Raw genomic sequence first — 26,832 nt, forward strand, 5'->3', positions numbered from 1 at the left:
TCTCCACATAATATTTCTGAATTCTGATGATTTTTTTGAAAGGTTTCTAAGGCTTTTTCGTCATTATCAATTCCTAATAGAACATTAAATCTAGCCATCTCGAATCCATAAGATAGACCGCCTGCTCCTGAAAATAAATCTACAATGTTATATTTTTTCAACTGATAAACTCCACACTATTTTCTCATATATAATTATACCATACTGCTTACTTAAAAATACTTCTACATAGATTACATCATATAATACTTAATGTAAACTGAATGAATATCGCTTTTATTTATTCACTATTCAATCAATTATATGGTTTAGACTCCGAAGATTATCATCACTAATCAAGTTAAACAGAAATAGACAGAATTACTACACTCTGCCTCCCTTTATTGTTTCTCTTCCCAATCATGGTAGGCAGCGTAAAGCTGGCTTTTATTCCACTGGTAGAGTTTTGCAACTTCTTTTATGGCTTGATTTTTCTTCATACCTTGCTGGATTCGCGCTTGGATTTCTGAAAACAAGTCCTCCTCGTTCTTTTCCTCTACATCCTGACTGGCACCTTCAACGATGAGAAGGCACTCGCCCTTGAGTGGCGTTTCAGCGATGTTTTCTAATAACTCAGAGATGGTACCTCGTTGGTATTCTTCATAGATTTTAGTCAATTCCCTGACCAAGACTACCGAGCGGTCACCATAGACTTCTAGCATATTTTCCAGCGTATCCGCTACACGATGAGGAGATTCGTAGAAAATCTGAGTTTCTGGATACTCTTTTTTGGCTTGAAAAAATTGCTTTTGCTGGCCTGATTTTCTCGGTAAGAAACCGTAAAAGATATGTGGCTGTGGCGCTAAACCACTGGCAATCAAGGCAGAAATCCCTGCAGAGGCACCCGGAACTGTGACAACTGCAATCTCTTCCTCAATCGCTGCCTTGACCAAATCATGCCCAGGGTCCGAGATGCTAGGCAGACCCGCATCGGAGACCTGAGCAATACTTTGTCCTGCTTTCAGAAAACTAATCAAGTCAGGAATCTTTTCCTTGGCATTGTGCTCGTGAAAACTGATCTGTTTGGTCTGAATGTCAAAATGCTTGAGTAAGAGACCTGTATTGCGCGTGTCCTCAGCCGCAATCCAATCCACCTCTTTCAAAGTCTGGATGGCACGAAAGGTCATATCATCTAGATTGCCAATCGGCGTTGCTACTAGGTACAGCTTGCCATAGGGAGTTTGCCCCTTAAAACTTTTTTGAATCTGCATGCTTACTCCCTGTATAACAACTCATCACAGAACATACATTCCTCGTCCTGCTCTCGGCGTTGTCCATAAAAATCATTACATACGTGAAAACCGTCTTTATAGATTCGACGCACGCTTTCACGAACATGCTTGGCCTTGACAGGTGTATCTGCTTCTACCTCGCCCAAGCGTTCACGCAACTTACTGTTTTCCAAGCGAAGAGCTGTATTTTCCTCTACCAGGCTCTTGAGATTTTTCTTGATGGCTTCCACATCGGCTAAGGTCACCAATAACTGTTGGGAGAAATCATCCAGCGCATCAAATAATTCTTTCTTGTCCATAAACCAGCCCTTTCCTTTCTTTATTCTTAATTGAGTTTACATTTCTTTCAAGACCAGATATTCCATGGCATTTTGAAAGCTGACATTAGCCTGCCACATTTTTCTAGCTTCTAGTAAATCTTGTAAAATCTGTCGAATCCTTGCTTGCAAGAGATCCTGTCCACAGAGGACTTCGAGGATTCGCAAGACCTGATCTTGTTTTTCCTTGTCATCTGCCAAGCTAGCTAATTTCGCAACTTGCAAATAACTTTCTTTTTTCTTAGCTAATAACCAGGTTAGCAGGCGCTCACTCTCATCCATCAAGGTCCAAAAACTGGCCTGATTTGCCAACTTTTCTGCTTCAGCTCGTGATTGACAAAACTGAGCTAAGAGAGTCGCTTTTTTCTTGACCAGACCTGCTTGTTCTAATTGATGGATGAGCTTTTCTTCCTGCTTTTTAAAGTGGAAAATCTGCGTCCGACTACGGATGGTCGGTAAAATCTTTTCCTCATCACTGGTTAAGAAGAAAATGTAAACCTCACTCTGAGGTTCTTCGATGACCTTGAGCAGAGAATTGGCTGCGTTGGGATGCATTTTTTCCGCCTGCTCGATAATAAAGACCTGTTGCTGGCTTTCAATCCCTGCTTGAGAAAACTGACCAACCAACTCCCGAATGCGTTCTGTCTTAATGACCTGGTTGACTGGCTTAATCAAGGTAACATCGGGAAATTCTTCCTGTTCAATCAGCTTGCAGTTTCGACATTTCTCACATGGTAAAACGCCTACTTTATCCCTACAAAAGAGGCTCTTAGCCAAAAACTGCGCCATTTCCAAGCTTCCAAAGAAACCTGAAAAGAGATAGGCGTGATTGAGCTGGTCTTGTTCTAGGATACGGACAAAGCGGTCAAATTGCTCTGGTTGCCAATCCTTTAGTTGATCTTGTTTCATTTTGCCAAGCCCATTCTGTCAAACAAGACAGCCTTGGTAGCTTCCACAACTTGCTCCAAAGGAAGACTGGCATCAATCTTGGCAATACGACTTCCTTCTTTTTCTAGAAGAGAAAGGTAGCCTTGGCGGACTTTTTGATGCAAGTCCAAGCCTTCCAAGTCCAAACGATTGACCTCCCGATCACTGTTAGCTGCTATGCGAGCTAGCCCTTCTTCCACCTCAATGTCAAAATAAAGTGTCAAATCAGGTTTGAGGCCATCTGTCGCAAAGTGATTGAGCCAATTAATGGCATCAATATCCAAGCCACGGCCAAATCCCTGATAAGCAACAGAACTATCGATGAAGCGGTCCATAATGACCAGCTTGCCAGCTTCAAGTGCAGGCAGAACTTTTTCCACCAAGTGCTGTCTGCGACTGGCGATATAGAGAAGGAGCTCTGTTTTAGGATCCATCTGAGTATGACTTGGATCCAAAATCACTTGACGAATTTTCTCCCCAAGCAAGACTCCACCTGGCTCACGGGTCGTCAACACTTCTACTCCTTTTTCCTCTAAAATTGGGAGCAGAGCCTCTAAAACACTGGTCTTTCCTGCTCCCTCTGGTCCCTCAAGAGAGACTAAAAATCCTTTTGACATGTCTAACTCATTTCTTTTTTTCTACCTTCTATTCTATCAAAAAAATAGGTTTTTGTGACAATCTTTTTGTGTCTTCTCATTTCAAACACCAGAAAAAGAGGCAGTCAAAGCCACCTCTTATTTACCTAGTTCTTGTGTTCGTTTATAGGCTTGCTGAACTGCGTCCATGACGGTACCTCTAAAGGCATGTTCTTCCAGACTTGCTACACCCGCGATAGTCGAACCTCCTGGGCTACAAACTTGGTCTTTCAATACTCCAGGATGTTGTTGACTTTCGAGGACCATTTGTCCAGCGCCGACTACTGTTTGGGCTGCCATTTTCAAAGCCGTTTCTCGTGGCAATCCTATCTGTACACCCGCGTCTGCCAAAGCCTCGATAAAGAGATAGACAAAAGCTGGTCCACAACCTGCGAGACCTGTCGCCGCATCGATTAAGCCATCTCCCATCTCAACCAAGAGACCAGCCTTGGCTAAAAGCTGACAAAAGAGTTCACTGTCCTCAGCACGACAGTTTGCTGACATGGCATAACTAATCACTCCTTGTCCGATAGCCACTGGAGTATTGGGCATGATGCGAACAATCCGGTGTTGACTTGGCAGAAAACTAGCCAGTTTTTCCAAGGTCAATCCAGCCGCCATGGAAATCAAAAGAAGACTCTCTCTCTTTTCAAGGATAGTCTGATATTGAGAAAGTAAGTCTGAGAACTGAGCAGGCTTTACTCCTAGAAAAATCACATCTGCTTCTGCAAAAATTTCTTCATTACTGGAAGCCTGACCGCCGAAATTAGTGATGAAAGCATCTACTTTTGCTTGACTACGATTGGCAAGGAGAATCTGAGCACCCGACCTGACCTGCAAAACAGCCTTGGCCAAGCTAGAACCCATATTCCCCAAACCGATAAATCCAATCTTCATCTCTTACTCCCTTATCTGTCCGTCACCAGTAACCACATACTTGTAGCTAGTTAATTCCTTCAAGCCCATTGGACCACGCGCGTGCAGTTTCTGAGTAGAAATCCCCATTTCACATCCAAGACCAAATTGCCCACCATCAGTGAAACGCGTTGAGGCATTGACATAAACTGCTGCAGAGTCCACTTGATTTGTAAAGTAGGCTGCAGATTCAGCATTTTCTGTCACAATGGCATCCGAATGATGGGTACTGTGGACTTCAATATGCGCAACCGCTTCTTCTAAACTACTCACAACCTTAACCGCAAGGATATAATCTAAAAACTCAGTGTCAAAGTCTTGGACCTCAGCTGCTCGACCTGAAAGAAACTGACTTGCTTTGCTATCCAAGCGGAATTGAATCGGTTCCAGCCCAGCTTCTTTCCGACTTGTAACCAGAACTTGCTCCAAGCGAGGAAGGAAATCCCCTGCCTTGTCTTCATGAACCAACAAGACCTCCATGGCATTGCAGACAGAAGGACGACTGGTTTTAGCATTGTTGATAATAGACAGAGCCTTGTCTTCATCAGCATCCTTATCCACATAGACATGAACAATTCCAGTTCCTGTCTCGATAACAGGTACGATAGCATTTTCAACCACAGCATTGATCAAGCCAGCACCTCCACGAGGAATGAGAAGGTCTAGATAGCCCTTGGCCTTCATCATGGCATAGCTGCTTTCACGACTGGTATCTTCCACCAGTTGAATCACATCTGGGTGAATGGACGTCGTCTCCAAGCCCTTCTTCAAGGCTGTGACAATAGCATGAGCTGTTTGGTAGGCGTCCTTACCACTACGAAGAACGACCGCATTGCCACTCTTAAGAGCCAAAGCAGCTGCATCAGACGTCACATTTGGACGGCTTTCGTAGATAATACCAATAACCCCCATGGCCACACGCTTCTTAGTAATAACCAAGCCATTATCAAGATGACTTGTTTCTAGGACTTCACCAATAGGATCTGGTAAAGCAACCACTTCACGAATCCCTCTTGCCATCGCTTCTATACGTCCCGTATCCAAATAAAGACGGTCTAGCATAACATCTGTGATTTTCCCTTTGGCCGCTTCCATATCGAGGGCATTGGCTGCTAAAATCTCCTTAGTAGCTGCCAATAAATGATCAGCCATGGCTAGCAAGGCTTGGTTTTTCACTGCTTCACTGGCAGTATTGATTGATTTCTTAACAGCCTGTACCTGTTCAAATTGTTCTTGTGTACTTACCATCGTTCACCTCTAAAATTCTGTAAAGAGCAACTGGATTTCAGGAGTGATTGAAATCCAGTCATCTCGGTGAATCAAGACTCCCTTAGCTTTTTGAGAACGGAGCATATCTTCTAGGGCTGAGATGCCAAATTGGACACGTCCCTTTCCAAGAGATTGACCCGTTTCTTTATCAGCCACTGTGACAATATCGTGGTAAGAGAAGTTTCCTTCCACTTCTACCACGCCTGATAAAAGGAGACTTTTCCCGTTTTTTGAAAGTGCCTCTGCAGCTCCACCATCTACCCAAATCGTTCCCTGACTTTGAGCATAGAAGGCCAGCCATTGTTTCTGGGTACGAAGTCCCTTCTCTTGCGCAACAAAGTAGGAACCATCCCTAGTTTCTTCAGCTGCCTCAATCAGTGCATCTGATTTCAAGGAAGAGCAGATATAGACTGGTACCCCTGACTCCGTCGCAATCGTAGCAGCTTTTATTTTTGTCAGCATACCCCCAGTACCATTTGACGAACCTGCTCCACCAGCCATATCAATAATCTCACGATTGATAGTCTCAATTTTCTCCAAGCGCTTGGCTGTTGGATCTGAGTTGGGATTTCCAGTATAGAGACCGTCCACATCTGTCAAGAGAACTAAAAGATCCGCTTGGACCATCGCCGCTACCTGGGCACTCAGAGTGTCATTGTCCCCAACCTTGAGCTCATCAATGACGACACTGTCATTTTCATTGATGATGGGAATTGCCCCACGATGAAGCAATACAGACAAGGCTTGATGGGCATTCTTATAGCGACGTTTATCTACAAAATCATCCTGTGTCAGCAAGATTTGCGCAGAGACGATTTGGCGCATGAGGAGGTTGGTTGTGTATTCTTCTAGGAGCAGACCTTGTCCTACTGCAGCCGAAGCTTGTTTATCTGCAATCTTTGTCGGACGTTTTTTAAAACCCAAAGCTCCAAATCCAGCGGCAACAGCCCCAGATGAAACTAAAATCAACTCATGCCCAGCCTCATGCAACATAGCTAATTGTTGGGTAATTGCCTTTACTTTACTTCTTGATAAACTCCCGTCTTCATTTGTTAAGGAGGAGGTCCCTACCTTAAAGACGATTCGTTTGTACTTCATATTCTCACTCCGATTCTTCATATTTATCCATTATAACATGAATGCTTTAAAATAGAAAAGACTTGAAATGAAAAAGGTTGAGATAGCTATCTCAACTCTTTTATCTATTCTCAGTTTTACGCAATCTTTCCAGCGTTTCTTTAAAAATTTCTGGAATATCTGCTGTGAACTCCAAGGTTTCACCTGTTCTCGGATGGGTAAATCCTAGAGTCTTAGCATGGAGGAATTGTCCATGTCCTTTCAGCGTTTTTCGAGGACCATAGACCTCATCACCAGCGACTGGATGACCTATATAAGCCATGTGAACACGGATTTGGTGGGTACGTCCTGTTTCCAGTTGCAACTCCACTAAGCTATAATCTCCAAAGCGTTCCAAGACGTGAAAACGGGTCAAAGCTGGCTTACCTTTAGCAGCCACAGCCTGTTTCTTACGGTCTTTTTCGCTCCGACCAATCGGTGCTTCAATCACACCACGATCATTTGGCAGATTGCCGTGAACAATTGCCCAGTATTTACGGAGAGACTTCTTATCTTTTAGCTCTTGGGCAAGTGCTAAGTGGGCCTCATCATTTTTTGCAATCATGAGCAGACCAGATGTGTCCTTGTCAATGCGGTGGACGATTCCTGGGCGGAGAACCCCATTGATTCCTGACAAGTCTTTTATATGGTACATGAGGGCATTGACCAAGGTTCCACTAGTATGACCGGCGCTAGGATGAACCACCATACCTTGCGGTTTGTTAACAACGGCTACATCCTCATCTTGGTAGATGATTTCGAGTGGCAGATTCTCAGCCACATACTCTAAAACCTCCGGTTCTGGCACATGATAAGTGACGACATCACCCTCTTGGACAGTGTATTTTGCTTTCTTGGCTTGCCCATTAACCAAAACTTGTCCAGCCTTGATTTGTTCATTCGCGAGACTGCGTGACAATTCTGTCAGGTCAGACAGAGCCTTATCCAAGCGCACCCCACCTCTTTCAATTTTTATTTCCATTTATTTCCTCTTTAAGCATTGCAATCAATAGAACAATGACACCAACTGTCAAATAACTGTCAGCCACATTGAAAATCGCAAAGTTGATAAAGTCTAGGTGAAACATATCCACCACAAAACCTTGACTCATTCTGTCGATAAAGTTGCCAAGACCTCCCGCAATAATTAGAGTCAATCCAAAGACCAGCCAGAGAGAGTCCTCCATGTGTTTATGTAGATACCATATGGCACCTGCCATGACGATCAGTGTAATACCAGCAAATAACCACTGCTGATCTTGCAGCATGGAGAAGGCTGCTCCTCTATTTTGCAGATAGGTCAAGCTAACAAGATTGGGTATCCACGAACGCACTTCACCCAGTGGAATCTGTTGGACAACATAATTTTTGACCAACTGATCCACCCCAATCAAAAGCAGTATAATGACTGCCACTATTCCTCTTTTTTTCATGATTTCCTCTTTTGATCAAAATATTCTTGCATAACCTCAACAAAAAGTGTCCCAGCTTGACTAAGCTCCACTTCCTCCCGTTTGACATAGACCATGCGGTTATCTAGATTATCCTTGAGGCGAATGACTGTAATGCCATTGACACTGTCACTATCTAAAAATCCAGACCCTGTCGCATAGGCGTCCGTCCGCTCTAAAATACCATTCAAAGTAGCACGGTCCGTCACATTAAACATCAGGGAGCTCGCGCTGGTGTCGACAAAGTTCTCTGAATAGTATAGGTACTCATCCTTTTCCTGAGTAAAGCGAACTGTTGGTAAATCAGCTAAATCCTCCATGACCAGTTCTTCTTTTTCCGCCAAGGGATGTCCTTCACGCAGATAGATGTGGGTATGAAAAGGAATTAGTTCAATAACTTCTAAACCAAGCTTTTCAACTCGTTGCATGATGCCCTTTTTATTTTGGTTGTTGAGGTAGATAATCCCAATCTCACTATGTCCTTGGGCCACTTCGTCTAAAATTTGAACTGTAGTAGACTCAAAAATACGAAAGTTCTTATAATCAGGATGGCGCTCTGAAAAAGCCGTAATGGTTGGTGGCAAGAAGTCATAGTGCTGGCTGGCAATGGAAAATTCATCCTTTTCTTCCTCAGGATTGGCATACTGATTTTGAAAAACATCAAAGCCTTTGACCAATTCTTGCGCTTTCTCATAAAATTCCATACCGCGACGTGTCAAAAACGTTCCTGAACTCGTCCGACGGAAAATTTTAAAGCCTAACTCTTTTTCCAAATCGCGCACAGAAATAGACAGACTCGGCTGACTAACATACATCTTTTCAGCAGCTTCACGGAAAGTACCGCTATTAGCAATAGCAACAACATAGCGTAATTGTTGAATATTCATCTTCTACCCCCAACTTCTCTATCTGTTCATTATACCATATTTTAGAAGTTTTCAACCTAGGAAAAATAATGTCACTCATAAAATTCATCTACACTAGTAACAAAGAATTATGGGTACCAAAACAAAAAATAGGCTCTCCGAAAACTCGGAAAGCCTTATTTAATGCTACTTCTAGCTTCCTCACCTTTTCATTTTAAGGTTCGGGATAAAAAGGTTCACTGAACCTTTTTATTTTGCGATTGGGTAAACAGAAACTTGTTTCTTATCGCGACCTTTACGTTCAAAGCGTACTACGCCTTCAACTTTAGCGAACAAAGTATCGTCTCCACCACGTCCAACGTTTACACCTGGATAGATGTGTGTACCACGTTGACGGTAAAGGATTGATCCACCTGTTACAGTTTGTCCATCGGCTGCTTTAGCTCCAAGACGTTTCGCTTGTGAATCACGTCCGTTTGATGTAGAACCTCCACCTTTTTTGTGGGCGAAAAGTTGCAAGTTGTTAAGAGTCATTTTTAACATAATGTTTTCCTCCGTGTTAGTTTTCTGTGATAACTCTGGTTTGGACGAACTCAGAAGAGTTCTCCGATAAGTTTGCCATACCTAAGAAAAATGATTCGAAGAATAACTGCGTCATTTCTCTCTGGTGCGAAGGAAGATCCGCTGGTATTTCAACCTTTAGATAGCCACCTTCATCTTCGTTTAATTCTAGGATTGGTTCATAGCCTGCAAATTTCTCAATGGAATTGATAAAGTTAATGGCAAGCGTAGAAACCGATGCACACACGACATCTAAGCCGTATTCGCCACTTTCGGCGTGTCCAGTAATTTCCGCACTCCTCAGCTCGCCATCTTCGGCTCTCTCAAAGACTGCTTGTATCATGTGTTCTCCTTAAAATTAAGCGTTGATCGCGTTGATGACAACTTTTGTATATGGTTGACGGTGACCTTGTTTACGGTGGCTACCTTTTTTAGGTTTGTACTTGTAAGTAACAACTTTCTTTTGTTTTCCTTGTTTTTCAACAGTTCCAACTACAGTAGCTCCAGCAACAAGTGGAGTTCCGACAACAGTGTTTTCACCACCAACAAGAACAACTTCGTTAAAAGTAACTTCTTGACCAGCTTCAACGTTCAATTTTTCAACGTAAACTGCTTGACCAACTTCAACTTTAACTTGTTTTCCGCCAGTTTTGATAATTGCGTATGTGCTCATTATGCACCTCCTATGATTTTTAGGTTTCCCCGTATTTTTGTGAAGACTCGCCTAGCATCGTGGGACGAACCACTTCTATATCACAGAGTGAGCAACGATGTTCGTGCGGTTGCACAGGATTGTGCATAGTCAACTCTTCAAGTATAGCATATCTTCTTTTTTCTTACAAGTAAAATCAATCAAATTTAAGCTTTTTCTTTCCCTTTTTTTCTCCAAGAAGCAAAAAGCATGCTGAAGTAAAAGATACTCATCATCAGGGGAATACCTAAAATTGTCTTCTCCTGATAGTAAATCGTCAGATAAGCCGAAAAAATGACTCCAAAGACAAAACTGCTAAGCAAGCTAACAAAAATCAAGCCCTCTCGTAGGAAAGGCGTATGTTTGGTCCGAAAATAATCCCCAAAAGCTAACATGGTTCGTTTGATATTCCCTGTCATAAAAGCATTATTATAGGCAATACCTGACACTTCTCCAAAAGCAGTTGTCACCAGTCCCATACAGAAGGCCAATGGCGGTACGAGATAGATATTATCAACAGTTTGCGGCACAAAACCTATAATTAAGGACAGGATTGCGAGTGGAATCAAGGACAAAATCGGCTTTTTTACTATTCGTAGTTTTTCTTTATACAATGTCAGAAAAAAGACACCCATCATAAAGGAAAACAAGGTCATTACTTTGGCACTGGCATCCGAGACATTCTGCTGAATGAGTCCTACAGAAAGAAAGACGACATTCCCAGTTTGTCCAGCAACAAGGGTATTTCCTCGCACGATAAAGGTATAGGCATCTACATATCCTGCACAAAAAGTCAAAAAAAGCGCTAGTCTCTTAGACTGACGTGATATTTTTCTTATTGGTAATAATCTCATTTTCTCCCCCTTCTCATTTCATCTACTTATCTAAATATTGTACCACTTTCTCCAAGAAATGCGTGGTCCATTTGAAAATTTTTACCATCTGTTGGATAGTCCTTCTTTTCTATGTTATAATGAAGGAAGGATTTGAAGTCGGAAAAGGAGTATTTATGCTTAAATTAGGTGTTATCGGAACAGGTACTATTACCCATCATTTCATAGAAGCAGCCCATGCTAGTGGAGAATACCAGCTGGTTGCAGTCTATTCTAGAAAACTAGAAACTGCTGCAACCTTTGCTTCTCAGTATCAGGATATCCAACTCTTTGATCAATTAGAAGACTTCTTTAAGTCTTCCTTTGATGTAGTCTATATCGCCAGTCCAAACTCCTTGCATTTTGTTCAAGCCAAGGCTGCCTTGTCTGCTGGTAAGCACGTCATTCTTGAAAAGCCAGCTGTCACTCAGCCACAAGAGTGGCTGGATTTGAGACAGACAGCTGAGAAAAATCACTGTTTTATCTTTGAGGCAGCTCGTAATTACCACGAGAAATCCTTTACTACTATCAAAAACTTTTTAGCAGACAAGCAAATCTTAGGAGCTGATTTCAACTATGCCAAGTATTCTTCCAAGATGCCTGACTTGTTGGCGGGACAGACGCCTAATGTCTTTTCAGATCGTTTTGCTGGCGGAGCCCTTATGGATTTGGGGATTTATCCTCTCTATGCTGCCGTTCGTCTTTTTGGAAAAGCTAATGACGCGACTTATCAAGCTCAACAGCTTGACAATAGCATTGACCTAAATGGAGACGGTATCCTCTTCTACCCTAACTTTCAAGTTCATATCAAAGCTGGGAAAAACATCACTTCCAATCTTCCTTGTGAGATTTACACAGCAGATGGAACCTTGACCCTCAACACGATTGAACATGTCCGCTCAGCTATTTTTACTAACCACCAAGGAAATCAAGTTCAACTCCCTATCCAACAGGCTCCCCATACAATGACTGAGGAAGTTGCTGCATTTGCACACATGATCCAGCAACCAGACCAGAAACTTTACCAGAACTGGCTGGATGATGCAAGCTCTGTTCATGATTTACTCTATACCATGCGCCAGACTGCTGGCATTAGATTTGAGGCAGAAAGATGAAAACTAAATTACCCACTGAATGGCAAGAACTGAGCGACCAACTCGGTTTCCAAGAATTTACCCCCATTCAAACTCAACTATTTGAACCCATTCTTGCTGGAGAAAACCTCCTGGGAGTAAGCCCAACAGGAACTGGTAAGACCCTCGCTTACCTCCTGCCAAGTCTTCTCAGACTACAAAAGAAAAAAGCTCAGCAACTCTTGATTTTAGCACCAAATACAGAGCTTGCTGGACAGATTTTTGACGTGTGTAAAGCGTGGGCAGAAGCTATCGGTTTGACTGCTCAGCTCTTCTTATCAGGTTCAAGTCAGAAACGCCAGATTGAACGCCTTAAAAAGGGACCAGAAATTCTCATTGGAACTCCTGGCCGTATCTTTGAGTTGATTAAATTGAAAAAAATCAAGATGATGAATGTGGAAACCATCATTCTGGATGAATTTGACCAATTGCTCGATGATTCTCAGATTCACTTTGTCGAAAAAATCACTCACTATGCACCTCGTGACCATCAACTCATCTACATGAGTGCGACGACCAAGTTTGACCAAGATAAGATTGCACCAAACACGCGCACCATTGATCTCTCTGATCAAAAACTGGACAACATCCAACATTTCTACATGCAGGTAGACCAACGTCACCGAGTGGATATGCTACGAAAACTAGCTCATGTAGAGGATTTCCGTGGCCTGGTCTTCTTTAACAGCTTGTCAGATCTTGGAAGTGCGGAGGAAAAACTACAGTATCGCGATATCTTGGCTGTTTCCCTCGCTAGCGATGTCAATGTTAAATTTCGAAAAGTCATCTTAGAAAAGTTTAAAGACAAGCAACTAACCCTGCTCCTTGCAACTGACCTTCTGGCTCGTGGAATTGATATCGATAGCCTAGAATGTGTCATAAATTTTGATATTCCTAGAGACATGGAAACATACACTCACCGCGCTGGCCGTACAGGCCGCATGGGCAAAGAGGGCTATGTTGTCACTCTCGTAACCCATCCTGAAGAACTTAAAAAACTCAAGAAATTCGCAAGTGTGCGTGAAATTGTTCTAAAAAATCAAGAACTCTATATCAAATAAGGTTGGCTTCCGCCAACCTTTTTCTTATCCCCAAGTAATTTCTAACTGATAGCTGGCAAAGGGCTGTCCCTCTTGGTTTTGCAGTTGATAGGCTAGCTCAATCTTTTGCCCATCCAGTTTGTAGTGACTGGTTTGAATGATGAACTCCTGCATCCCCATTGGAGTCGGAATATAGGCTAAACTATCACTATCCTTTAGAAATCTCATAATGGTCTTCGGATTGGAAAAACGGGTCATCACCAGTTCTTCTTCATGAAACTTAAGAACCACTTTTTCCTTTTCCTCATTATAGAAAAGCAGGTAGCTATAATCTCCCTTTTCACGCACTTCCACGTCATAGAGTTGGTCTATGACTTCCAACTGTTCATCAAACTGAATCCTATTTCGCATCCGAATCTTCACATCAAATCCTCTTTCTTGTCTCTTGTCCTACTATTTTACCAAAAAGAGCAGGATTTTGCTATAATGGTCATATGAACGAAAAAGTATTCCGTGACCCAGTTCACAACTATATCCATGTAAACAATCAGGTCATATACGACTTGATCAATACAAAAGAATTTCAACGTCTGCGCCGTATCAAACAGCTAGGGACTTCCAGCTATACCTTCCATGGTGGCGAGCACAGTCGCTTTTCCCACTGTTTGGGGGTCTATGAGATTGCACGACGCATCACAGAGATTTTTGAAGAAAAATATCCTGAGGAATGGGATCCTGCTGAGTCTCTCTTGACCATGACCGCTGCGCTCCTTCATGACCTCGGGCACGGTGCCTACTCTCATACTTTTGAACATCTCTTTGATACAGACCATGAGGCCATTACTCAGGAAATCATCCAAAGTACTGAGACAGAGATTCACCAAGTCTTGTTACAAGTATCACCCGATTTCCCGGAGAAGGTAGCCAGTGTCATCGACCATACTTACCCTAACAAACAGGTGGTGCAACTCATTTCCAGTCAGATCGATGCGGACCGCATGGACTATCTCTTGCGCGACTCCTATTTTACAGGAGCATCTTATGGGGAATTTGACCTGACTCGCATCCTCCGAGTCATTCGTCCAGTCGAAAATGGGATCGCCTTTCAGCGCAATGGCATGCATGCCATCGAAGACTACGTTCTCAGTCGCTATCAGATGTACATGCAGGTTTATTTCCACCCAGCAACACGGGCCATGGAAGTTCTCCTACAAAATCTCCTCAAACGCGCCAAGGAACTCTATCCTGAGGCCAAGGACTTCTTTGCACGAACTTCTCCACACCTTCTTCCTTTCTTTGAAAAAAATGTGACCTTGTCTGATTATCTAGCTCTTGATGATGGCGTGATGAATACCTACTTCCAGCTCTGGATGACCAGTCCTGACAAGATTCTCGCAGACTTGTCGCAGCGCTTTGTCAACCGCAAGGTCTTTAAATCCATTACCTTTTCACAAGAAGACCAAGACCTACTCGCAACCATGAGACAACTGGTTGAAGACATCGGCTTTGATCCCGACTACTACACTGCCATTCATAAGAACTTTGACCTCCCTTATGATATCTATCGTCCCGAATCTGAAAATCCACGGACACAGATTGAGATTTTACAAAAAAATGGAGACCTGGCTGAACTCTCTAGCCTGTCTCCTATCGTTCAATCCCTTGCTGGCAGCCGCCATGGAGATAATCGTTTTTATTTCCCGAAAGAAATGTTGGACCAAAACAGTATCTTCGCAAGCATTACCCAGCAATTTTTACACTTGATTGAGAACGATCATTTTGCCCCAAATAAGAACGAATAGAGGAAATTTATGAGTATTAAACTAATCGCCGTCGATATCGATGGTACCCTGGTTAACAGTAAAAAGGAAATCACTCCTGAAGTCTTTTCTGCCATCCAAGATGCCAAACAAGCCGGTGTCAAAGTCGTGATTGCAACGGGTCGTCCTATCGCGGGTGTTGCCAAACTTCTGGACGACTTACAATTGAGAGACCAAGGTGACTATGTCGTGACCTTCAACGGTGCCCTTGTCCAAGAGACTGCTACTGGCCATGAGATTATCAGCGAATCTTTAGCCTATGAGGATTATCTGGATATGGAATTTCTCAGTCGCAAGCTCGGTGTCCACATGCACGTTATTACCAAGGACGGTATCTATACTGCCAATCGCAATATCGGAAAATACACGGTGCACGAATCAACCCTCGTCAACATGCCCATTTTCTACCGTACTCCTGAAGAAATGGCTGACAAGGAAATCGTCAAATGTATGTTTATCGATGAACCAGAAATCCTCGATGCTGCGATTGAAAAGATTCCAGCCGAATTTTACGAGCGCTACTCTATTAACAAATCAGCTCCTTTCTACCTTGAGCTCCTTAAAAAGAATGTAGACAAGGGTTCAGCTATTACTCACCTAGCCGAGAAACTCGGATTGACCACAGATGAAACCATGGCGATCGGGGACGAAGAAAATGACCGCGCCATGCTGGAAGTCGTTGGAAATCCCGTTGTCATGGAAAATGGAAATCCTGAACTCAAAAAAATCGCCAAATACATCACCAAAACAAATGATGAATCCGGCGTCGCCCATGCCATCCGTACGTGGGTACTGTAGCAAAAGGTAAGAATAGACGAAAACCGCTCAGCTGAGCGGTTTTTTACACTATTCATATTGCCCCCTGCAGGAATCGAACCTGCAACTACTCCTTAGGAGGGAGTTGTTATATCCATTGAACTAAGGGAGCTAGAGAAAAACTCTGCTGATTAGCAGAGTCTTTTAGTCGAATTAACGACGGATTTCTTTGATACGAGCTGCTTTACCTTGAAGAGCACGCAAGTAGTACAATTTCGCACGACGTACTTTACCGTAACGAACAACTTCGATCTTTTCAACACGTGGAGTGTGGATTGGGAAGATACGCTCAACACCTACACCGTTAGAGATTTTACGAACTGTGTAGTTTTCTGAGATGCCAGCACCTTTACGTGCAATAACAACACCTTCAAAAATCTGGATACGTTCACGGTTACCTTCGACAACTTTCGCGTGTACACGAACAGTGTCACCAGGACGGAATGATGGGATATCTGTACGAAGTTGACCTTCAGTCAAGCTTTGGATTAATGGATTCATTTTATTCTCCTATCTTTGTCAATCTTGAGGAACCTTCCTCAGCGGATAAACTGTATTTTTGTGCGTCCATTACACACAAGATACAGTTTACCAAATTTCCACCTAAAAGTAAAGAAATTTATAGCAGAATTCCTAAAAAAATCGCTAGAAAACCGCCTATGTAAGTTAAGAGAAAATAGCTATAAAATACCTTCTTGTCACTTAATAGTCTTTGCAGCTCGTCATTCAGGGTCGAAAAGGTCGTCAACCCACCACAAAAACCTGTCGCTAGGATGGCATAGACTTCCTTGGACTCCACATGATTGTAGAGTAGGCCAATCAAAAAACAGCCTAGAAGATTGGCTATGAGAGTTCCTAGTGGCAATTTAGAAGCTTGATTGTATCGAGAAAAGAAATAGCGCACTAGGGCTCCAAACCCGCAGGCGATTGCAAGATAAACGATTACCATTTCTTCCTCCCTAGAACATAAGCCAAGAGCAGACCTCCTCCAATGCTCAAAAGCAGATAGATGATTAAGCTAAGATAACGCCCGGTATCAAGCAGTTTCACGGCATCAAGCATTAGGCTAGAAAAAGTTGTCAAGCCACCACAAAATCCTGTCCCCAGTGCCAAAACCAAGCCTTTACTAGTTCCCTTATAGACCAGATAGCCTTTCACCAGATAGACCAAGCAGAAAATGCCCAGATAGTTGACAAGGAGGGTCCCCCAAGGAAAGTCGGGACTGGCTGGTAACCAAGTGGAAACCAAGTAGCGAACAAGGCCTCCCAACATAGCAGCTAGAAAAATTCCGAGCGAATAGAATTGTTCTTTTTTCATTTGATGTTTTGATCCTGATAATCACGCGAACGTTTGAGAATGTCTGAAAAAGTCGCAACGATGGTTTCCTGATAGCGCTTATCTTCTACTCGATTTTTGACTTTTTCAAAAATAACTTCTTCTCTCTTAGAATCTAAGATTGGCTTACCAGATGCTTTCTTATAAGCGACAACCCCTTCAACTAAGTGCATCCGTTCTTCTAGGAGCTTGACGATTTGGTCGTCGATTTGATCAATTTCTTGCCGAATAATATCTAAATTCATACACTCTCCTCCTTTATTTGAATTATTGTATCAAAAAGCCACCAAATAGGCTAGTAAAATCCCAAAATAACTAATAAAAAAACGCACTGACTTCTTCCAGTCAGCGCAGTTTGATTCTTATCCTACTTTTGCAGCCAATTCTTCTGCGAACTGTTCCAAACGCTCGATGTCTTCTTCTTCGGCAGAGAGGTCCACTTTAACACACTCTGAACCTTTTTCTGCCCCTGTCGCTACAAAAACGCGATCAAAGTCATCGACAGCCTTACAGAATTCGTCATAGAAGGTATCTCCTGAACCAACCACTCCATAGATTTTGCCATTCAAGTTGAGATCTGCTAGGTCTTCGTAGAAGTCCATCATCTCATCTGGCAATTCTCCATCTCCGTAAGTGTAAGTCGCAACGATCGCGATGTCCGCCTCCAAGAAGTCTGAAGCGTCAACAGTCGTACATTCATCAACATCGACATCCAAACCCAAATCACGCAATTTATCTGCTACAATATCTGCAATTTCTTCGGTATTACCGGTCATACTGGCAAATACAATTTTTGCTAATGCCATATCGTCCTCCTCAATTTATCTTTCTCCATTATATCATATCTTTTTCATTTTAAAAATAAAAATTCTTGTGCTACAATGAAATGAGAAAGAATTGAGGTTATTTATGGAAATTTGCCAGCAAATTTTAGAAAAAATCAAAGAATACGATACCATTATCATTCATCGTCATATGAAACCAGATCCTGATGCCTTAGGGAGTCAGGTAGGTTTGAAAGCTCTTCTCACACACCATTTTCCTGAAAAGACCATCAAAGCTGTCGGTTATAATGAACCAACTTTGACTTGGATGGCGGAAATGGACACTGTCCAAGACAGTGACTACCAAGGAGCTCTTGCTATTATTTGTGATACAGCGAATCGTCCTCGTATCGATGATAAACGCTACGAACAAGCTGATTTCACCATCAAAATCGATCACCATCCAAATGATGATATCTATGGTGACCTATCTTGGGTGGATACAAGTTCAAGCAGTGCCAGTGAGATGATTGCCCTATTTGCTCAAGAAAATCAGCTGGCTTTGTCTAGTGAAGCAGCACGACTTCTCTATGCAGGAATTGTCGGGGACACGGGGCGTTTTCTCTACCCGTCAACTAGTGCTCGTACCTTTAGAATAGCTGGCCAGCTCCGAGAAGTTGATTTTGACTTTGCTGGGTTGTCTCGTCAAATGGATACCATGAGCTTCAAGATTGCAAAACTGCAAGGCTTTGTCTATGATCATTTAGAAGTTGATGAGAATGGAGCTGCACGCATTCTGCTTACTCAAGACATCTTGGAAAAATATAAGGTTACCGATGCTGAAACAGCGGCGATTGTCGGTGCACCTGGCCGAATTGATACTGTTAAGGCTTGGGCTATCTTTGTTGAACAAGCTGATGGCCACTTCCGCGTGCGTATGCGCAGTAAAATCACCCCTATCAATGAAATTGCCAAAGAACACGACGGGGGAGGACATCCATTGGCTAGTGGCGCCAATTCCTATAGTCTAGAAGAAAACGAAATCATCTACCAAAAGTTAAAAAACTTGCTTAAAAACTGATAAAATACTTGCCAAACTTATCAGAATCTGATAGACTAGTAAGGTAACAATCTATGGCTCGCAAAGAGACCATGGCAGAAAGGAAATATTGCAAAATGAAAAAAGATATCCATCCAGAATATCGCCCAGTTGTCTTCATGGACACAACTACTGGTTACAAATTCCTTAGCGGTTCAACAAAACGCTCTAACGAAACTGTTGAGTTCGAAGGCGAAACTTACCCATTGATCCGTGTGGAAATTTCATCAGACTCACACCCATTCTACACTGGACGTCAAAAGTTCACTCAAGCAGATGGACGTGTGGATCGTTTCAACAAAAAATACGGTCTCAAATAATCAACCGCATTTATTGCTTAAAAACGTTGATACAAAGCCTTTTCCAAGAAATTGGAATTGGCTTTTTTTATTTTTAGTACCGTTTTTGGTACCGTCTTGGATAACTAACCTTTTGCACTATCCAGGTAATCTACAAATTTTGTGATAGCTTTCTTCTCTCCTGCTACCGTAGAATGGCTATAAGTATCCAGGGTCATCTGACTACTTGCATGACCTAACCTTTTGGCTGCATTAACAGGATCTACACCCGTTTCAATCATCAAGGTAGCATGAGTATGTCTGAAGCCATGAGGAGTTATCTTCTTCAAGCCATGTTTCCTGATAATCCGCTTTAGAACACTATTGATATAGTCCTGGTATAAAGGTTCTATCTTTCCGTCTCGATCAACAAATGTAAACATATAATCGCTATCAATCAATGGGGTAACTGACAGTTGCCCCTTTTCTCTTCTGCTCTTTTGTTTCCACTCTTTCAAAATCGAGACTGTCTCAGTATCTAAAGGAATTTGCCGTATGGAAAATCTGTTTTTAGTGCTTTTCTCAACTGCTTTCCCTTTGATTCTACCTAGATTTTTGCTGATAGAAAGTAATTGATTATCAAAATCAATATCAGACCACCTCAAAGAATACAGCTCCCCTTTCCTTAAGCCACTATAGGCCAACAAACGAAATAAGGCATAGTTTTTATAAGGCTCTTCTGCTTTAATAATAGCTAAAAACTCATGCAACTCCTCAACGCTAAAGAAGTTATCTGACTTTTTCCGCTCTCTTTTTGGGAGTATCGTTTGCTTCATTGGGTTGTCTGTAATCAATTTCATTTTTAAAGCAAAATCAAACACTTGACTAGTGTAAGATTTGACCTGTTTGATATTTCTAAAAGTCTGACCTTTTTCGGTAATAAAGTCCTGGCAGTGCCAAGGAGTAATTTTGGAAATTTTCATATTTCCAAGAACTGGCAAGATATGAATTCTAAACAAATCATCTGTACGGACGCTTGTCGTCCTCTCTACTGTATTTTGATAAGTTTTGAACCATTCCTCAAAAACTTCATCAAAACGTCTCTCAGAGGCTCTCAGAAGCCCTGAGAGGTCTCCTGACGCTTTTTTGTGGTAAATCATAGCTTCATACTGTCTAGCCTCTCTAAGGCTCTTAAAACCGCTTTTAAAGAAGTCCTGACGTTTGCCATCAATCACCCTGTAGATTCTGACCTTATAAAGATACCCTGATTTAGACTTTTTAGCCTTATATTTAATAATAGACATTCTAATTTCTCCTTTATTTTTAAGGTTTCGGAGCTTATAAAATAAAGAAATCATGATTGTCAGTTATTTCTTACTCTTCTTCTCTTCTTGCCGTCTCTTGTATTCAGGACTCTCTACCCATGCCTCCCAGACATAATGATAAGGAGAGTCTTCTGCTCCTGATTTGTTAATCAGGAAAGGAATGAGACCCTGATTTTCGTCTGCTATAAATTGCTTGATAGCTTTAACCAAAACAGGGTTGAAGTCTTTTTTACTTGCTAGAAAATCAATGTAGTCAGACAATGCCTCTGATTGATTAAGTTCTGCAAGTATAATGGCAAGATCTTCTCCAAAGGGAGTCCATTTAGTAATTTTATTTTCTATACTTGTACCTTTTGTCAACACTTTATAGAAATCTTTGATCATTTCTTTAGGTGCTCCTGGATCTTTCAATACAGGATTATCATCAAGCCCTAGCAAGTAAGGAATAGACACGCCAAAATATTCCGCTAGAATTTGTGCGTTTTTCTTTTTAGGTGTTCTAATTCCTTGATTATACCCCGACAATGTAGGATAAGCTATACCTGTACTATCGCTAATTTCCGTTAATTTTTTTTTACTGTCTTTAATAAGTTTTCCAATATTGTTAGTCATATCTTAATTCCTTGTTTTTAATATATTGTAACACAAATAATACAAAATGAATAAAAAACTTGACAACAATTCAAAATGAATTTATAATTTATATAAATAATTCAAAATGAATTATTCGGAGCTTATAAAATTAAGAAAGGGGTCAGAATATGACAGAAAATTTTACCATCCACCTCCCCAAAGCAACAGAAAAGAAGTTGCTTGCCCGTTACGATACCATGCTTCAGAAAGCTATCGAAAAAGCTTTTGAAGACCAGGAGCTTTATAAGCCCATGCTACGAATGGCAGGCTTGTGCCGTTGGCTTGATGTATCCACTACTACCGTTATCAAATGGCAACGTGAAGGCATGCCTCACATGGTCATTGATGGAGTGACCCTGTACGATAAACACAAAGTCGCTCAATGGCTACAACAATATGAAAGATGAGAAATATGGATTACTGTGATGATTATTACTTAATACCTAAAGTATTATTTCAAGACGATTTCTATAAGGATTTGATACCCCTTGATGTTATTGTCTATTCTGTGCTAAGAAACAAACAAGAAGAGGCAATAGAGAAAGGTTGGGTAGATGATGAAGGAAATATTTACCTAGCATATAGAATTGAGGATCTAGCCAAAAAATTTTCTTGCGCTAGAACGACTATGGTAGCCGTTTTACAACGCTTGGAATCTGTCAACTTAATTGAACGTGAACGGCAATGGAATACAAGCTATTATAACCATAACTTACCATACATGACTTATATTAACGAGGTGTAAATATGATAAAGGTTTACTTTGGAAAAGATACAGCACTTAATCAGGCCATCCAGTCACGATTGGATAGCTATCAGCTTGAATATCAAGTATTCTCAAGTAAAGATATAGATACTAAAACGCTGATGGAATGGCTTTTTAGGTCAACTGATATATTTGAACTGTTAAGTACTAAGATGTTGAAGTATAAATTAAATACACAAATTACACTTAGTCAATTTGTTAGAAAGATTTTGAAAGACGTTGATAGTTCCTTAAAACTCCCCATTGTTGTAACAAAAGAAGCCATCTATTCGAACATGACTCCAGAATATGTTGGGACACTCTTGCCAAAAGAATACCGTAAAGCAGAACGAGAGAATTTATTTAGAAAATTTGAAAAGCTAGATGAGGGTAGACGTTTTTGGAGAAACTTCGAGGTTGTCCGTAAACAATCTGAACTACCTTGGTTTGAATTACATAAGTTGCTATTTGCTGATGTGTCTGATGATTTAGGAGAAATGAAAAAAGCTAAGGACCGATTCTTTAAATACAAGAAAAACAAGCAGATTCCCCCTGAAGATATCATCGAAAAAATACTAGAAATATTTTTGATTGAAAGAGTTGACCTTTTTCAAAAATCTGTTTCAGATTTACAAAATTTCTAGTCCTAAAACAGTTATGAAAACAGCTATGAAAATATTTTGAAAATGAGATTTTGAGACTAAATTTTTGAGCTTCCTCAAAATTTATAACGCGGGCTCCTCTAACAGCCCGCTATGTTCCCATTTCGTGGGATTTTACTGCACCCATTTTTTGGCAAGTTTGACCGTAGCAAAATGAAAATGGTCCGACGAAGTCGGCTTGGGGTTGCTCCCCCAAGAATGTCATTTTACGGAGGTCTTTGCGCAGACAAAAAAGAGGCGCCGATAGGCGACCTCTACAAGAAAGGAGGTTGATTTGGAATTAAAAGTTAGCTTGGACAACATCACTATTACAGCTTATATCAAACCTATCAAACTCCTTGATCTCAAAAGTTTGATAGAAAGTCATACAGCCATTATCGTCCAGACTGCAATGACTGATATGTTTAGAGCAATCACTCGGGACGGAAGTCACGTTAGACTCCTCCTAGACTACGACAAATTAAAAGGACAAGCCTTTAATGCTCGCCCTTTCAGGATAGAGTTTAACCCCAATAAACTCCGACAGATTGATATTAATATCTTAGATACAATTATACCATATCTTGAAGATATTGCAATCTCTCGAGTCGATTTAGCTTTTGATATATTTGAAGTTGATTGTAGTGAGTTTATTCTTGAAAAGAAAGGCCGCCCTACTGCTACCAAAGAATGGAGAGACCAGAATGGAAAACTAGAAACTAAATATCTAGGCGCCTCCAGGTCAGAAAAGCAAATCAGACTCTATAACAAAAAAGTTGAACAATTAGAAAATGGCTCTGATGAAGACAAGAAATTTGCCCAGCAGTTCCAGCATTGGTGGCGCTTAGAATTTCAGCTCCGCAGTCGCTCGGTTGAAGAAATATTTGAAGTCATTGACTCTGTTATCTTTAAACCGTTTAACTTTGAAGGTTTAGGCATAGAGGCTCAACTTTACTTACTTGCCCTTACTCGTGATAAAGGAATCTGGAACAAAGTCAGTAAAAACACACGTACAAAATACAAGAAACTTTTACAGATCTATAAAACATCTGATATTGACTATCTGAAATTGATGAAAGATTTATTAAAACATGAACGACCAATATTAGAAAAACAGCTTGCTTATTATGGGGGAAGAGAAACAAAAAATAGCTTTCAACCATTTGGTTGAAAATCCAGTATTAACAAGGAGTTACGAGGCCTAAAATGAGAATAAAAGACTACGCTGATAGCCTGGGAGTTAGTAGTCAATCCATCTATAAACGGATACGATCTCCAAAATATAAAGAGAGGTTGAAAGGTCATTTATACCTAGACAACCAAAAGGTTGAAAACCTTGATTTAATAGGCATTAGAATACTTGAAGATTATCATTTTGAAAATGATGTGATTAAACTTGAGAAAGAATTAGAGGAGGCTAAAGAACAAGGCAAACAACTAGAACAAGATTTGCAACTATTGAAAGGCTATAGGAAGAGTGAGCAACAAAATTTAAAAGCTTGGGCAGATTATGCTGAACGATTGGAACAACATCGATTTTACTTAATGATTGCACTCACTACTGTATCTATAGCTTTCCTTGTAGCTTTAGCCTTTGCCGTCTTCTGACGGCATTTGTCGGACAATGCGAAGCGTCCGACCCTGGGGCACTGATAGAGTGCCCTACTCGCTTCGGCGAGTATAATCGAAACTCCTCTTGTGGCTCGAGAGGTGGTTCGATGTCGCTCCTGTATTCGGAGCGATGTGCCGTCTGCAAGACCCTTCGGAGAACGCACATTTACGGAGTAAAGTGTAGTGCGTTACACTTTACATGGAAGTCGTGCCGATCCTTCAGGAAAGAAACTACCCTATGGGGCACTTAGTCCTGGTGGCAATCTTCCGCCACCAGCTCGGCGACCCTTTGAGCCGAGAAAGGAGAACAAACTATGAGTTATGCAGTAGCTAGGATGCAAAAAATGAAATCTGGAAATCTTGGTGGTGCCTATCGTCACAATGAACGAATTTTTGAAAATCACTCGAACAAGGATATTGACCCAGAAAAGACTCACCTAAATTATGAATTAACCGACCGTGATCGCTCTATCCCTTACGATAGGCAGATTAAACAATACATCAACGATAATAAAATTTCCAAACGTGCTCTACGTAAAGATGCTGTTTTGTGTAATGAATGGATTATTACATCAGATAAGGCATTTTTTGAAAATATGAGTTCGGATCAGATTAAGGACTTTTTTGAAACAGCAAAAAATTTCTTTGCTGAAAGATACGGTAATAGTAATATCGCTTATGCTATGGTACATCTTGACGAGAGTACGCCACATATGCATTTAGGACTTGTACCTATGCAAAATGGCAAGTTAAGCTCTAAGTCATTATTTGGTAGCCGTGACCAACTGAAAGAGATCCAGGAGGCATTTCCTAAATACCTGAATGAACATGGCTATAATTTGCAACGTGGGGAGTCTGATAGCAAGAAGAAACACCTTGAAACAGCAGAATTTAAAGAAAAGCAACGCTTACTGGATGATACTGATAAAAAGATAGTTGATAAAACCGAAAAACTAAAGCAACTAGAAAAAGAGAAAGATGCTTTACTAGATGATATCGCTGTTTTGGAGTCTATTCAACCTCTACAGCTTGAAGAAATGAAAAAAGAAAAATTAGTCAGACGTACATTTGACGGTAAGCTAAAAATGGATAAGGCGACGTATGACAGACTCTTTAATACAGCATCTCAACATGCCCTGGATAATAATAGGCTAAGTCATGAGAACAGCAACCTTGAACAGCAATTACAGCAATCACTTTCTAAACAGAATAACTTAGCTAAAGAACTGATGAAGAGTGATCATATATTATCTGAAAATCGTACGCTAAAATCAGAAGTCGATAAACTAGAACACGCAAATAAAAAACTCAATGAAAATATGAAACGATTAAGTGAGCAATTAAATGCCGTAAATAAAAAACTTGCGCTTTGGCGCAAAACAGCAAGAAATTACATGCACCCTAAAGAATTTAGCAAAATGCTACATGTCATAAATCAAATACGTCCACCAAGAATAACCATTATGTCAGTCGCTCGAAGTTTTAAAAACATGATTGAAAAAAATATATTTTAAGCACTTTATGCCGTGAAAGTCTCTTGATAACAAGCTAGTCGACTTTAGACTAAAGACAGTCGAGTCGTCAGGCTGAAAAGCTGACGACCGATTGCCAAAGGCTAAAAAAGACTAGGTTACTTGTTGTCAAGAGAACCATGGAATAAATGAACAAGGAGAAAAAGATGAACAATATTAACAAACCTTTAGTACACAAAATTAAACAACCTGGTACATTTTCCGGAAAAATATTACTGGGTTTCCTACAGTCAGTTTTCAAAGAAATCACTGGTAACTATCTAACATCAGCCTATCCACTCAGCATTATTGAGCCTTATTTTACTTCAGATGAACAAGGAGAATCGTTTTGGTCAAATCCCCTGGCCATCAATGTTTTAGAAATTCGCCTCAAGGATAACTATAACATCCATCTAATACAAAAATCACCTTATATTCTTCTTGTTATTGAGGATATTGATAGCTTTAAAACTGGAGTCATTAAACTCTTTAATGACTTACTTGATCCTGATAAAAAGTATCTGATTTATCGTGATTTTATCAAAACATATCGCAATATGACTCCGATTGAAAAAATCGATTTTTTCAAAAAGAAGACCGTCGAGGGAATCGCAGCTAAAAAATAAGCTGTGGTATACTATTTAGTGAGGAGGTAACGCTATGAGAAAAACACTATTTGGTTGGATGCTTGCATTTTCTGCATTACGCTTTCTTGATCGCTCAGTACGTCAGTCAACTAAAGCGCTACGGCGATTTTTAAGATAAATTATATAAGTTAATAAAAATTATTATTGACATTCTCTCTTATTTATCCTAAACTATAACTAAGGATAGGATGTTTGTCGGGTGACTGGTAACAGTTTGCTCAAAGGTACTTGTTTCAAGTACAGGTGAGGTACTGCCTTCAGCTTTAGGCTGTAAAGAACCCGTGCCACCACTGGTCCTATTTGTTTCACTCTTGGATTATATTCAAGAGTTTTTTCTTGCCAAAAAAAAATCTCAAACACCTGAGACATCTTTCTTTATTTTATAAGCTCCGAAACCTTAATTTTTGGTACCTTTTTGGTACCGTCTTGGTTTAACAATACGGTATATATATAATATTTTACAGCTATATCCCTTTTAGAAACGTTGATTTAATAAGGATTTAAACACTATAGAGTATATCTTTGTAAAATACGGTCTCAAAT

The 26,832-nt window shown here is 40.8% G+C and carries 36 protein-coding genes, 1 tRNA gene, 1 pseudogene and 1 other annotated feature; of the genes and pseudogenes, 14 read left to right on the top strand and 24 right to left on the bottom strand.

Annotated features, from left to right (window positions below; all coding sequences use genetic code 11):
- From D8804_RS02990 to D8804_RS03040, 11 genes are all read right to left on the bottom strand, one after another.
- Nucleotides 1-161: DNA cytosine methyltransferase (locus D8804_RS02990; RefSeq protein ID WP_142999707.1), on the bottom strand; the 161-nt coding region annotated here is incomplete at its 3' end.
- A gap of 219 nt (nucleotides 162-380) precedes the next feature.
- Entirely contained in the window at nucleotides 381-1,250 is an 870-nt protein-coding gene (gene rsmI / locus D8804_RS02995) for a 16S rRNA (cytidine(1402)-2'-O)-methyltransferase (protein ID WP_125398779.1), read from the bottom strand.
- Nucleotides 1,251-1,252: 2 nt separating this feature from the next.
- The gene (gene yabA, locus D8804_RS03000; RefSeq protein WP_000358229.1) at nucleotides 1,253-1,570 is read right to left on the bottom strand and encodes a DNA replication initiation control protein YabA; all 318 of its coding nucleotides are present in this window, start codon (nucleotides 1,568-1,570) and stop codon (nucleotides 1,253-1,255) included.
- A 36-nt stretch (nucleotides 1,571-1,606) separates the two neighbouring features.
- Nucleotides 1,607-2,497: a DNA polymerase III subunit delta' gene (locus D8804_RS03005; protein WP_125398780.1), complete on the bottom strand. Its 891-nt coding sequence runs from the start codon at nucleotides 2,495-2,497 to the stop codon at nucleotides 1,607-1,609.
- Nucleotides 2,494-3,132, bottom strand: a complete 639-nt coding sequence (gene tmk / locus D8804_RS03010) for a dTMP kinase (protein ID WP_125398781.1) — start codon at nucleotides 3,130-3,132, stop codon at nucleotides 2,494-2,496. The genes D8804_RS03005 and tmk overlap by 4 nt, the downstream gene beginning before the upstream one ends.
- A gap of 117 nt (nucleotides 3,133-3,249) precedes the next feature.
- Nucleotides 3,250-4,047, bottom strand: coding sequence for a pyrroline-5-carboxylate reductase (proC, locus tag D8804_RS03015; RefSeq protein ID WP_125398782.1), 798 nt, complete (start codon nucleotides 4,045-4,047; stop codon nucleotides 3,250-3,252).
- A 3-nt stretch (nucleotides 4,048-4,050) separates the two neighbouring features.
- Nucleotides 4,051-5,313, bottom strand: coding sequence for a glutamate-5-semialdehyde dehydrogenase (locus D8804_RS03020; RefSeq protein ID WP_125398783.1), 1,263 nt, complete (start codon nucleotides 5,311-5,313; stop codon nucleotides 4,051-4,053).
- A gap of 9 nt (nucleotides 5,314-5,322) precedes the next feature.
- Nucleotides 5,323-6,432 carry a glutamate 5-kinase gene (gene proB / locus D8804_RS03025; protein WP_221762906.1) on the bottom strand — a complete coding sequence of 370 codons (1,110 nt, stop codon included), beginning with the start codon at nucleotides 6,430-6,432 and terminating at the stop codon, nucleotides 5,323-5,325.
- 100 nt (nucleotides 6,433-6,532) lie between these two features.
- Entirely contained in the window at nucleotides 6,533-7,432 is a 900-nt protein-coding gene (locus D8804_RS03030) for an RluA family pseudouridine synthase (protein WP_125398785.1), read from the bottom strand.
- Entirely contained in the window at nucleotides 7,416-7,883 is a 468-nt protein-coding gene (gene lspA, locus D8804_RS03035) for a signal peptidase II (RefSeq protein ID WP_125398786.1), read from the bottom strand. Before lspA ends, D8804_RS03030 begins: the two co-directional genes overlap by 17 nt.
- A complete protein-coding gene (locus tag D8804_RS03040) occupies nucleotides 7,880-8,788 on the bottom strand; it encodes a LysR family transcriptional regulator (protein WP_125398787.1) in 909 nt (302 codons plus the stop codon). Before D8804_RS03040 ends, lspA begins: the two co-directional genes overlap by 4 nt.
- Between D8804_RS03040 and D8804_RS10190 the strand changes: the two are divergent.
- Nucleotides 8,781-8,852, top strand: a pseudogene (locus D8804_RS10190) (AraC family transcriptional regulator); the annotation flags it as partial. The gene D8804_RS03040 and the pseudogene D8804_RS10190 overlap by 8 nt on opposite strands.
- A gap of 164 nt (nucleotides 8,853-9,016) precedes the next feature.
- Here D8804_RS10190 and rpmA read toward each other — a convergent pair.
- From rpmA to D8804_RS03060, 4 genes are all read right to left on the bottom strand, one after another.
- Complete coding sequence (rpmA, locus tag D8804_RS03045) at nucleotides 9,017-9,310, bottom strand: 50S ribosomal protein L27 (protein WP_000916509.1); 294 nt, start codon at nucleotides 9,308-9,310, stop codon at nucleotides 9,017-9,019.
- A 16-nt stretch (nucleotides 9,311-9,326) separates the two neighbouring features.
- Nucleotides 9,327-9,671: a ribosomal-processing cysteine protease Prp gene (locus D8804_RS03050; protein ID WP_000613697.1), complete on the bottom strand. Its 345-nt coding sequence runs from the start codon at nucleotides 9,669-9,671 to the stop codon at nucleotides 9,327-9,329.
- Between the two features lie 15 nt (nucleotides 9,672-9,686).
- A complete protein-coding gene (gene rplU / locus D8804_RS03055) occupies nucleotides 9,687-10,001 on the bottom strand; it encodes a 50S ribosomal protein L21 (protein ID WP_000109141.1) in 315 nt (104 codons plus the stop codon).
- A gap of 33 nt (nucleotides 10,002-10,034) precedes the next feature.
- Nucleotides 10,035-10,122 (bottom strand) — a sequence feature (ribosomal protein L21 leader region).
- 64 nt (nucleotides 10,123-10,186) lie between these two features.
- On the bottom strand, nucleotides 10,187-10,873 hold the full coding sequence (locus D8804_RS03060; protein ID WP_001238356.1) for a YoaK family protein: 687 nt from the start codon (nucleotides 10,871-10,873) through the stop codon (nucleotides 10,187-10,189).
- A 155-nt stretch (nucleotides 10,874-11,028) separates the two neighbouring features.
- Here D8804_RS03060 and D8804_RS03065 point away from each other — a divergent pair, with 155 nt between their 5' ends.
- Both D8804_RS03065 and D8804_RS03070 read left to right on the top strand, forming a co-directional pair.
- On the top strand, nucleotides 11,029-12,006 hold the full coding sequence (locus D8804_RS03065) for a Gfo/Idh/MocA family protein (protein ID WP_125398788.1): 978 nt from the start codon (nucleotides 11,029-11,031) through the stop codon (nucleotides 12,004-12,006).
- Nucleotides 12,003-13,085 carry a DEAD/DEAH box helicase gene (locus tag D8804_RS03070; RefSeq protein ID WP_125398789.1) on the top strand — a complete coding sequence of 361 codons (1,083 nt, stop codon included), beginning with the start codon at nucleotides 12,003-12,005 and terminating at the stop codon, nucleotides 13,083-13,085. The genes D8804_RS03065 and D8804_RS03070 overlap by 4 nt, the downstream gene beginning before the upstream one ends.
- A gap of 24 nt (nucleotides 13,086-13,109) precedes the next feature.
- On the opposite strand, the gene D8804_RS03075 is transcribed toward D8804_RS03070, so the two are convergent.
- Nucleotides 13,110-13,487 (bottom strand): YwiB family protein, encoded by a 378-nt coding sequence (locus D8804_RS03075; RefSeq protein WP_125398790.1) that lies wholly within the window; start codon nucleotides 13,485-13,487, stop codon nucleotides 13,110-13,112.
- Between the two features lie 71 nt (nucleotides 13,488-13,558).
- Here D8804_RS03075 and D8804_RS03080 point away from each other — a divergent pair, with 71 nt between their 5' ends.
- Both D8804_RS03080 and yidA read left to right on the top strand, forming a co-directional pair.
- On the top strand, nucleotides 13,559-14,866 hold the full coding sequence (locus D8804_RS03080) for an HD domain-containing protein (protein WP_125398791.1): 1,308 nt from the start codon (nucleotides 13,559-13,561) through the stop codon (nucleotides 14,864-14,866).
- A gap of 9 nt (nucleotides 14,867-14,875) precedes the next feature.
- Nucleotides 14,876-15,682: a sugar-phosphatase gene (yidA, locus tag D8804_RS03085; RefSeq protein WP_125398792.1), complete on the top strand. Its 807-nt coding sequence runs from the start codon at nucleotides 14,876-14,878 to the stop codon at nucleotides 15,680-15,682.
- A gap of 58 nt (nucleotides 15,683-15,740) precedes the next feature.
- Here yidA and D8804_RS03090 read toward each other — a convergent pair.
- The 6 genes from D8804_RS03090 to D8804_RS03115 form a co-directional block, all read right to left on the bottom strand.
- Nucleotides 15,741-15,812: transfer RNA gene (locus D8804_RS03090), tRNA-Arg, on the bottom strand.
- A 41-nt stretch (nucleotides 15,813-15,853) separates the two neighbouring features.
- Nucleotides 15,854-16,201 (bottom strand): 50S ribosomal protein L19, encoded by a 348-nt coding sequence (gene rplS, locus D8804_RS03095; protein WP_001068669.1) that lies wholly within the window; start codon nucleotides 16,199-16,201, stop codon nucleotides 15,854-15,856.
- A gap of 118 nt (nucleotides 16,202-16,319) precedes the next feature.
- Entirely contained in the window at nucleotides 16,320-16,649 is a 330-nt protein-coding gene (crcB, locus tag D8804_RS03100) for a fluoride efflux transporter CrcB (RefSeq protein ID WP_000237395.1), read from the bottom strand.
- Nucleotides 16,643-17,017 carry a fluoride efflux transporter CrcB gene (gene crcB / locus D8804_RS03105; RefSeq protein WP_125398793.1) on the bottom strand — a complete coding sequence of 125 codons (375 nt, stop codon included), beginning with the start codon at nucleotides 17,015-17,017 and terminating at the stop codon, nucleotides 16,643-16,645. Before crcB (D8804_RS03105) ends, crcB (D8804_RS03100) begins: the two co-directional genes overlap by 7 nt.
- Nucleotides 17,014-17,280, bottom strand: coding sequence for a chorismate mutase (locus D8804_RS03110; RefSeq protein ID WP_001046954.1), 267 nt, complete (start codon nucleotides 17,278-17,280; stop codon nucleotides 17,014-17,016). Before D8804_RS03110 ends, crcB (D8804_RS03105) begins: the two co-directional genes overlap by 4 nt.
- A 117-nt stretch (nucleotides 17,281-17,397) precedes the next feature.
- Nucleotides 17,398-17,841 carry a flavodoxin gene (locus D8804_RS03115; protein ID WP_001162125.1) on the bottom strand — a complete coding sequence of 148 codons (444 nt, stop codon included), beginning with the start codon at nucleotides 17,839-17,841 and terminating at the stop codon, nucleotides 17,398-17,400.
- A 103-nt stretch (nucleotides 17,842-17,944) separates the two neighbouring features.
- Between D8804_RS03115 and D8804_RS03120 the strand changes: the two genes are divergently transcribed.
- The gene (locus D8804_RS03120; protein WP_125398794.1) at nucleotides 17,945-18,880 is read left to right on the top strand and encodes a DHH family phosphoesterase; all 936 of its coding nucleotides are present in this window, start codon (nucleotides 17,945-17,947) and stop codon (nucleotides 18,878-18,880) included.
- Between the two features lie 95 nt (nucleotides 18,881-18,975).
- On the top strand, nucleotides 18,976-19,218 hold the full coding sequence (locus D8804_RS03125; protein ID WP_000710762.1) for a type B 50S ribosomal protein L31: 243 nt from the start codon (nucleotides 18,976-18,978) through the stop codon (nucleotides 19,216-19,218).
- Nucleotides 19,219-19,322: 104 nt separating this feature from the next.
- Here D8804_RS03125 and D8804_RS03130 read toward each other — a convergent pair whose 3' ends face one another.
- Complete coding sequence (locus D8804_RS03130) at nucleotides 19,323-20,480, bottom strand: tyrosine-type recombinase/integrase (RefSeq protein WP_125398869.1); 1,158 nt, start codon at nucleotides 20,478-20,480, stop codon at nucleotides 19,323-19,325.
- A gap of 63 nt (nucleotides 20,481-20,543) precedes the next feature.
- Nucleotides 20,544-21,113 (bottom strand): helix-turn-helix domain-containing protein, encoded by a 570-nt coding sequence (locus D8804_RS03135; RefSeq protein ID WP_125398795.1) that lies wholly within the window; start codon nucleotides 21,111-21,113, stop codon nucleotides 20,544-20,546.
- A 149-nt stretch (nucleotides 21,114-21,262) separates the two neighbouring features.
- On the opposite strand from D8804_RS03135, the gene D8804_RS03140 reads away from it, so the two are divergent.
- The 7 genes from D8804_RS03140 (at nucleotide 21,263) to D8804_RS03175 (ending at nucleotide 26,268) form a co-directional block, all read left to right on the top strand.
- A complete protein-coding gene (locus D8804_RS03140) occupies nucleotides 21,263-21,541 on the top strand; it encodes a DNA-binding protein (protein ID WP_125398796.1) in 279 nt (92 codons plus the stop codon).
- Nucleotides 21,542-21,546: 5 nt separating this feature from the next.
- On the top strand, nucleotides 21,547-21,879 hold the full coding sequence (locus D8804_RS03145; protein WP_038805043.1) for a replication initiator protein A: 333 nt from the start codon (nucleotides 21,547-21,549) through the stop codon (nucleotides 21,877-21,879).
- Nucleotides 21,880-21,881: 2 nt separating this feature from the next.
- Nucleotides 21,882-22,523: a hypothetical protein gene (locus tag D8804_RS03150; protein ID WP_038805042.1), complete on the top strand. Its 642-nt coding sequence runs from the start codon at nucleotides 21,882-21,884 to the stop codon at nucleotides 22,521-22,523.
- 292 nt (nucleotides 22,524-22,815) lie between these two features.
- Nucleotides 22,816-23,691 carry a replication initiation protein gene (locus tag D8804_RS03160; protein WP_038805041.1) on the top strand — a complete coding sequence of 292 codons (876 nt, stop codon included), beginning with the start codon at nucleotides 22,816-22,818 and terminating at the stop codon, nucleotides 23,689-23,691.
- Between the two features lie 35 nt (nucleotides 23,692-23,726).
- The gene (locus tag D8804_RS03165) at nucleotides 23,727-24,128 is read left to right on the top strand and encodes a hypothetical protein (protein ID WP_001220478.1); all 402 of its coding nucleotides are present in this window, start codon (nucleotides 23,727-23,729) and stop codon (nucleotides 24,126-24,128) included.
- A gap of 317 nt (nucleotides 24,129-24,445) precedes the next feature.
- A complete protein-coding gene (mobV, locus tag D8804_RS03170) occupies nucleotides 24,446-25,645 on the top strand; it encodes a MobV family relaxase (RefSeq protein WP_038805040.1) in 1,200 nt (399 codons plus the stop codon).
- Between the two features lie 164 nt (nucleotides 25,646-25,809).
- Entirely contained in the window at nucleotides 25,810-26,268 is a 459-nt protein-coding gene (locus D8804_RS03175; RefSeq protein ID WP_227698178.1) for a hypothetical protein, read from the top strand.
- The last annotated feature ends 564 nt before the right edge of the window (nucleotides 26,269-26,832 follow it).

This window comes from Streptococcus oralis, assembly GCF_003944215.1.
In the GTDB taxonomy this organism is placed as follows: Bacteria; Bacillota; Bacilli; order Lactobacillales; family Streptococcaceae; genus Streptococcus; species Streptococcus oralis_BI.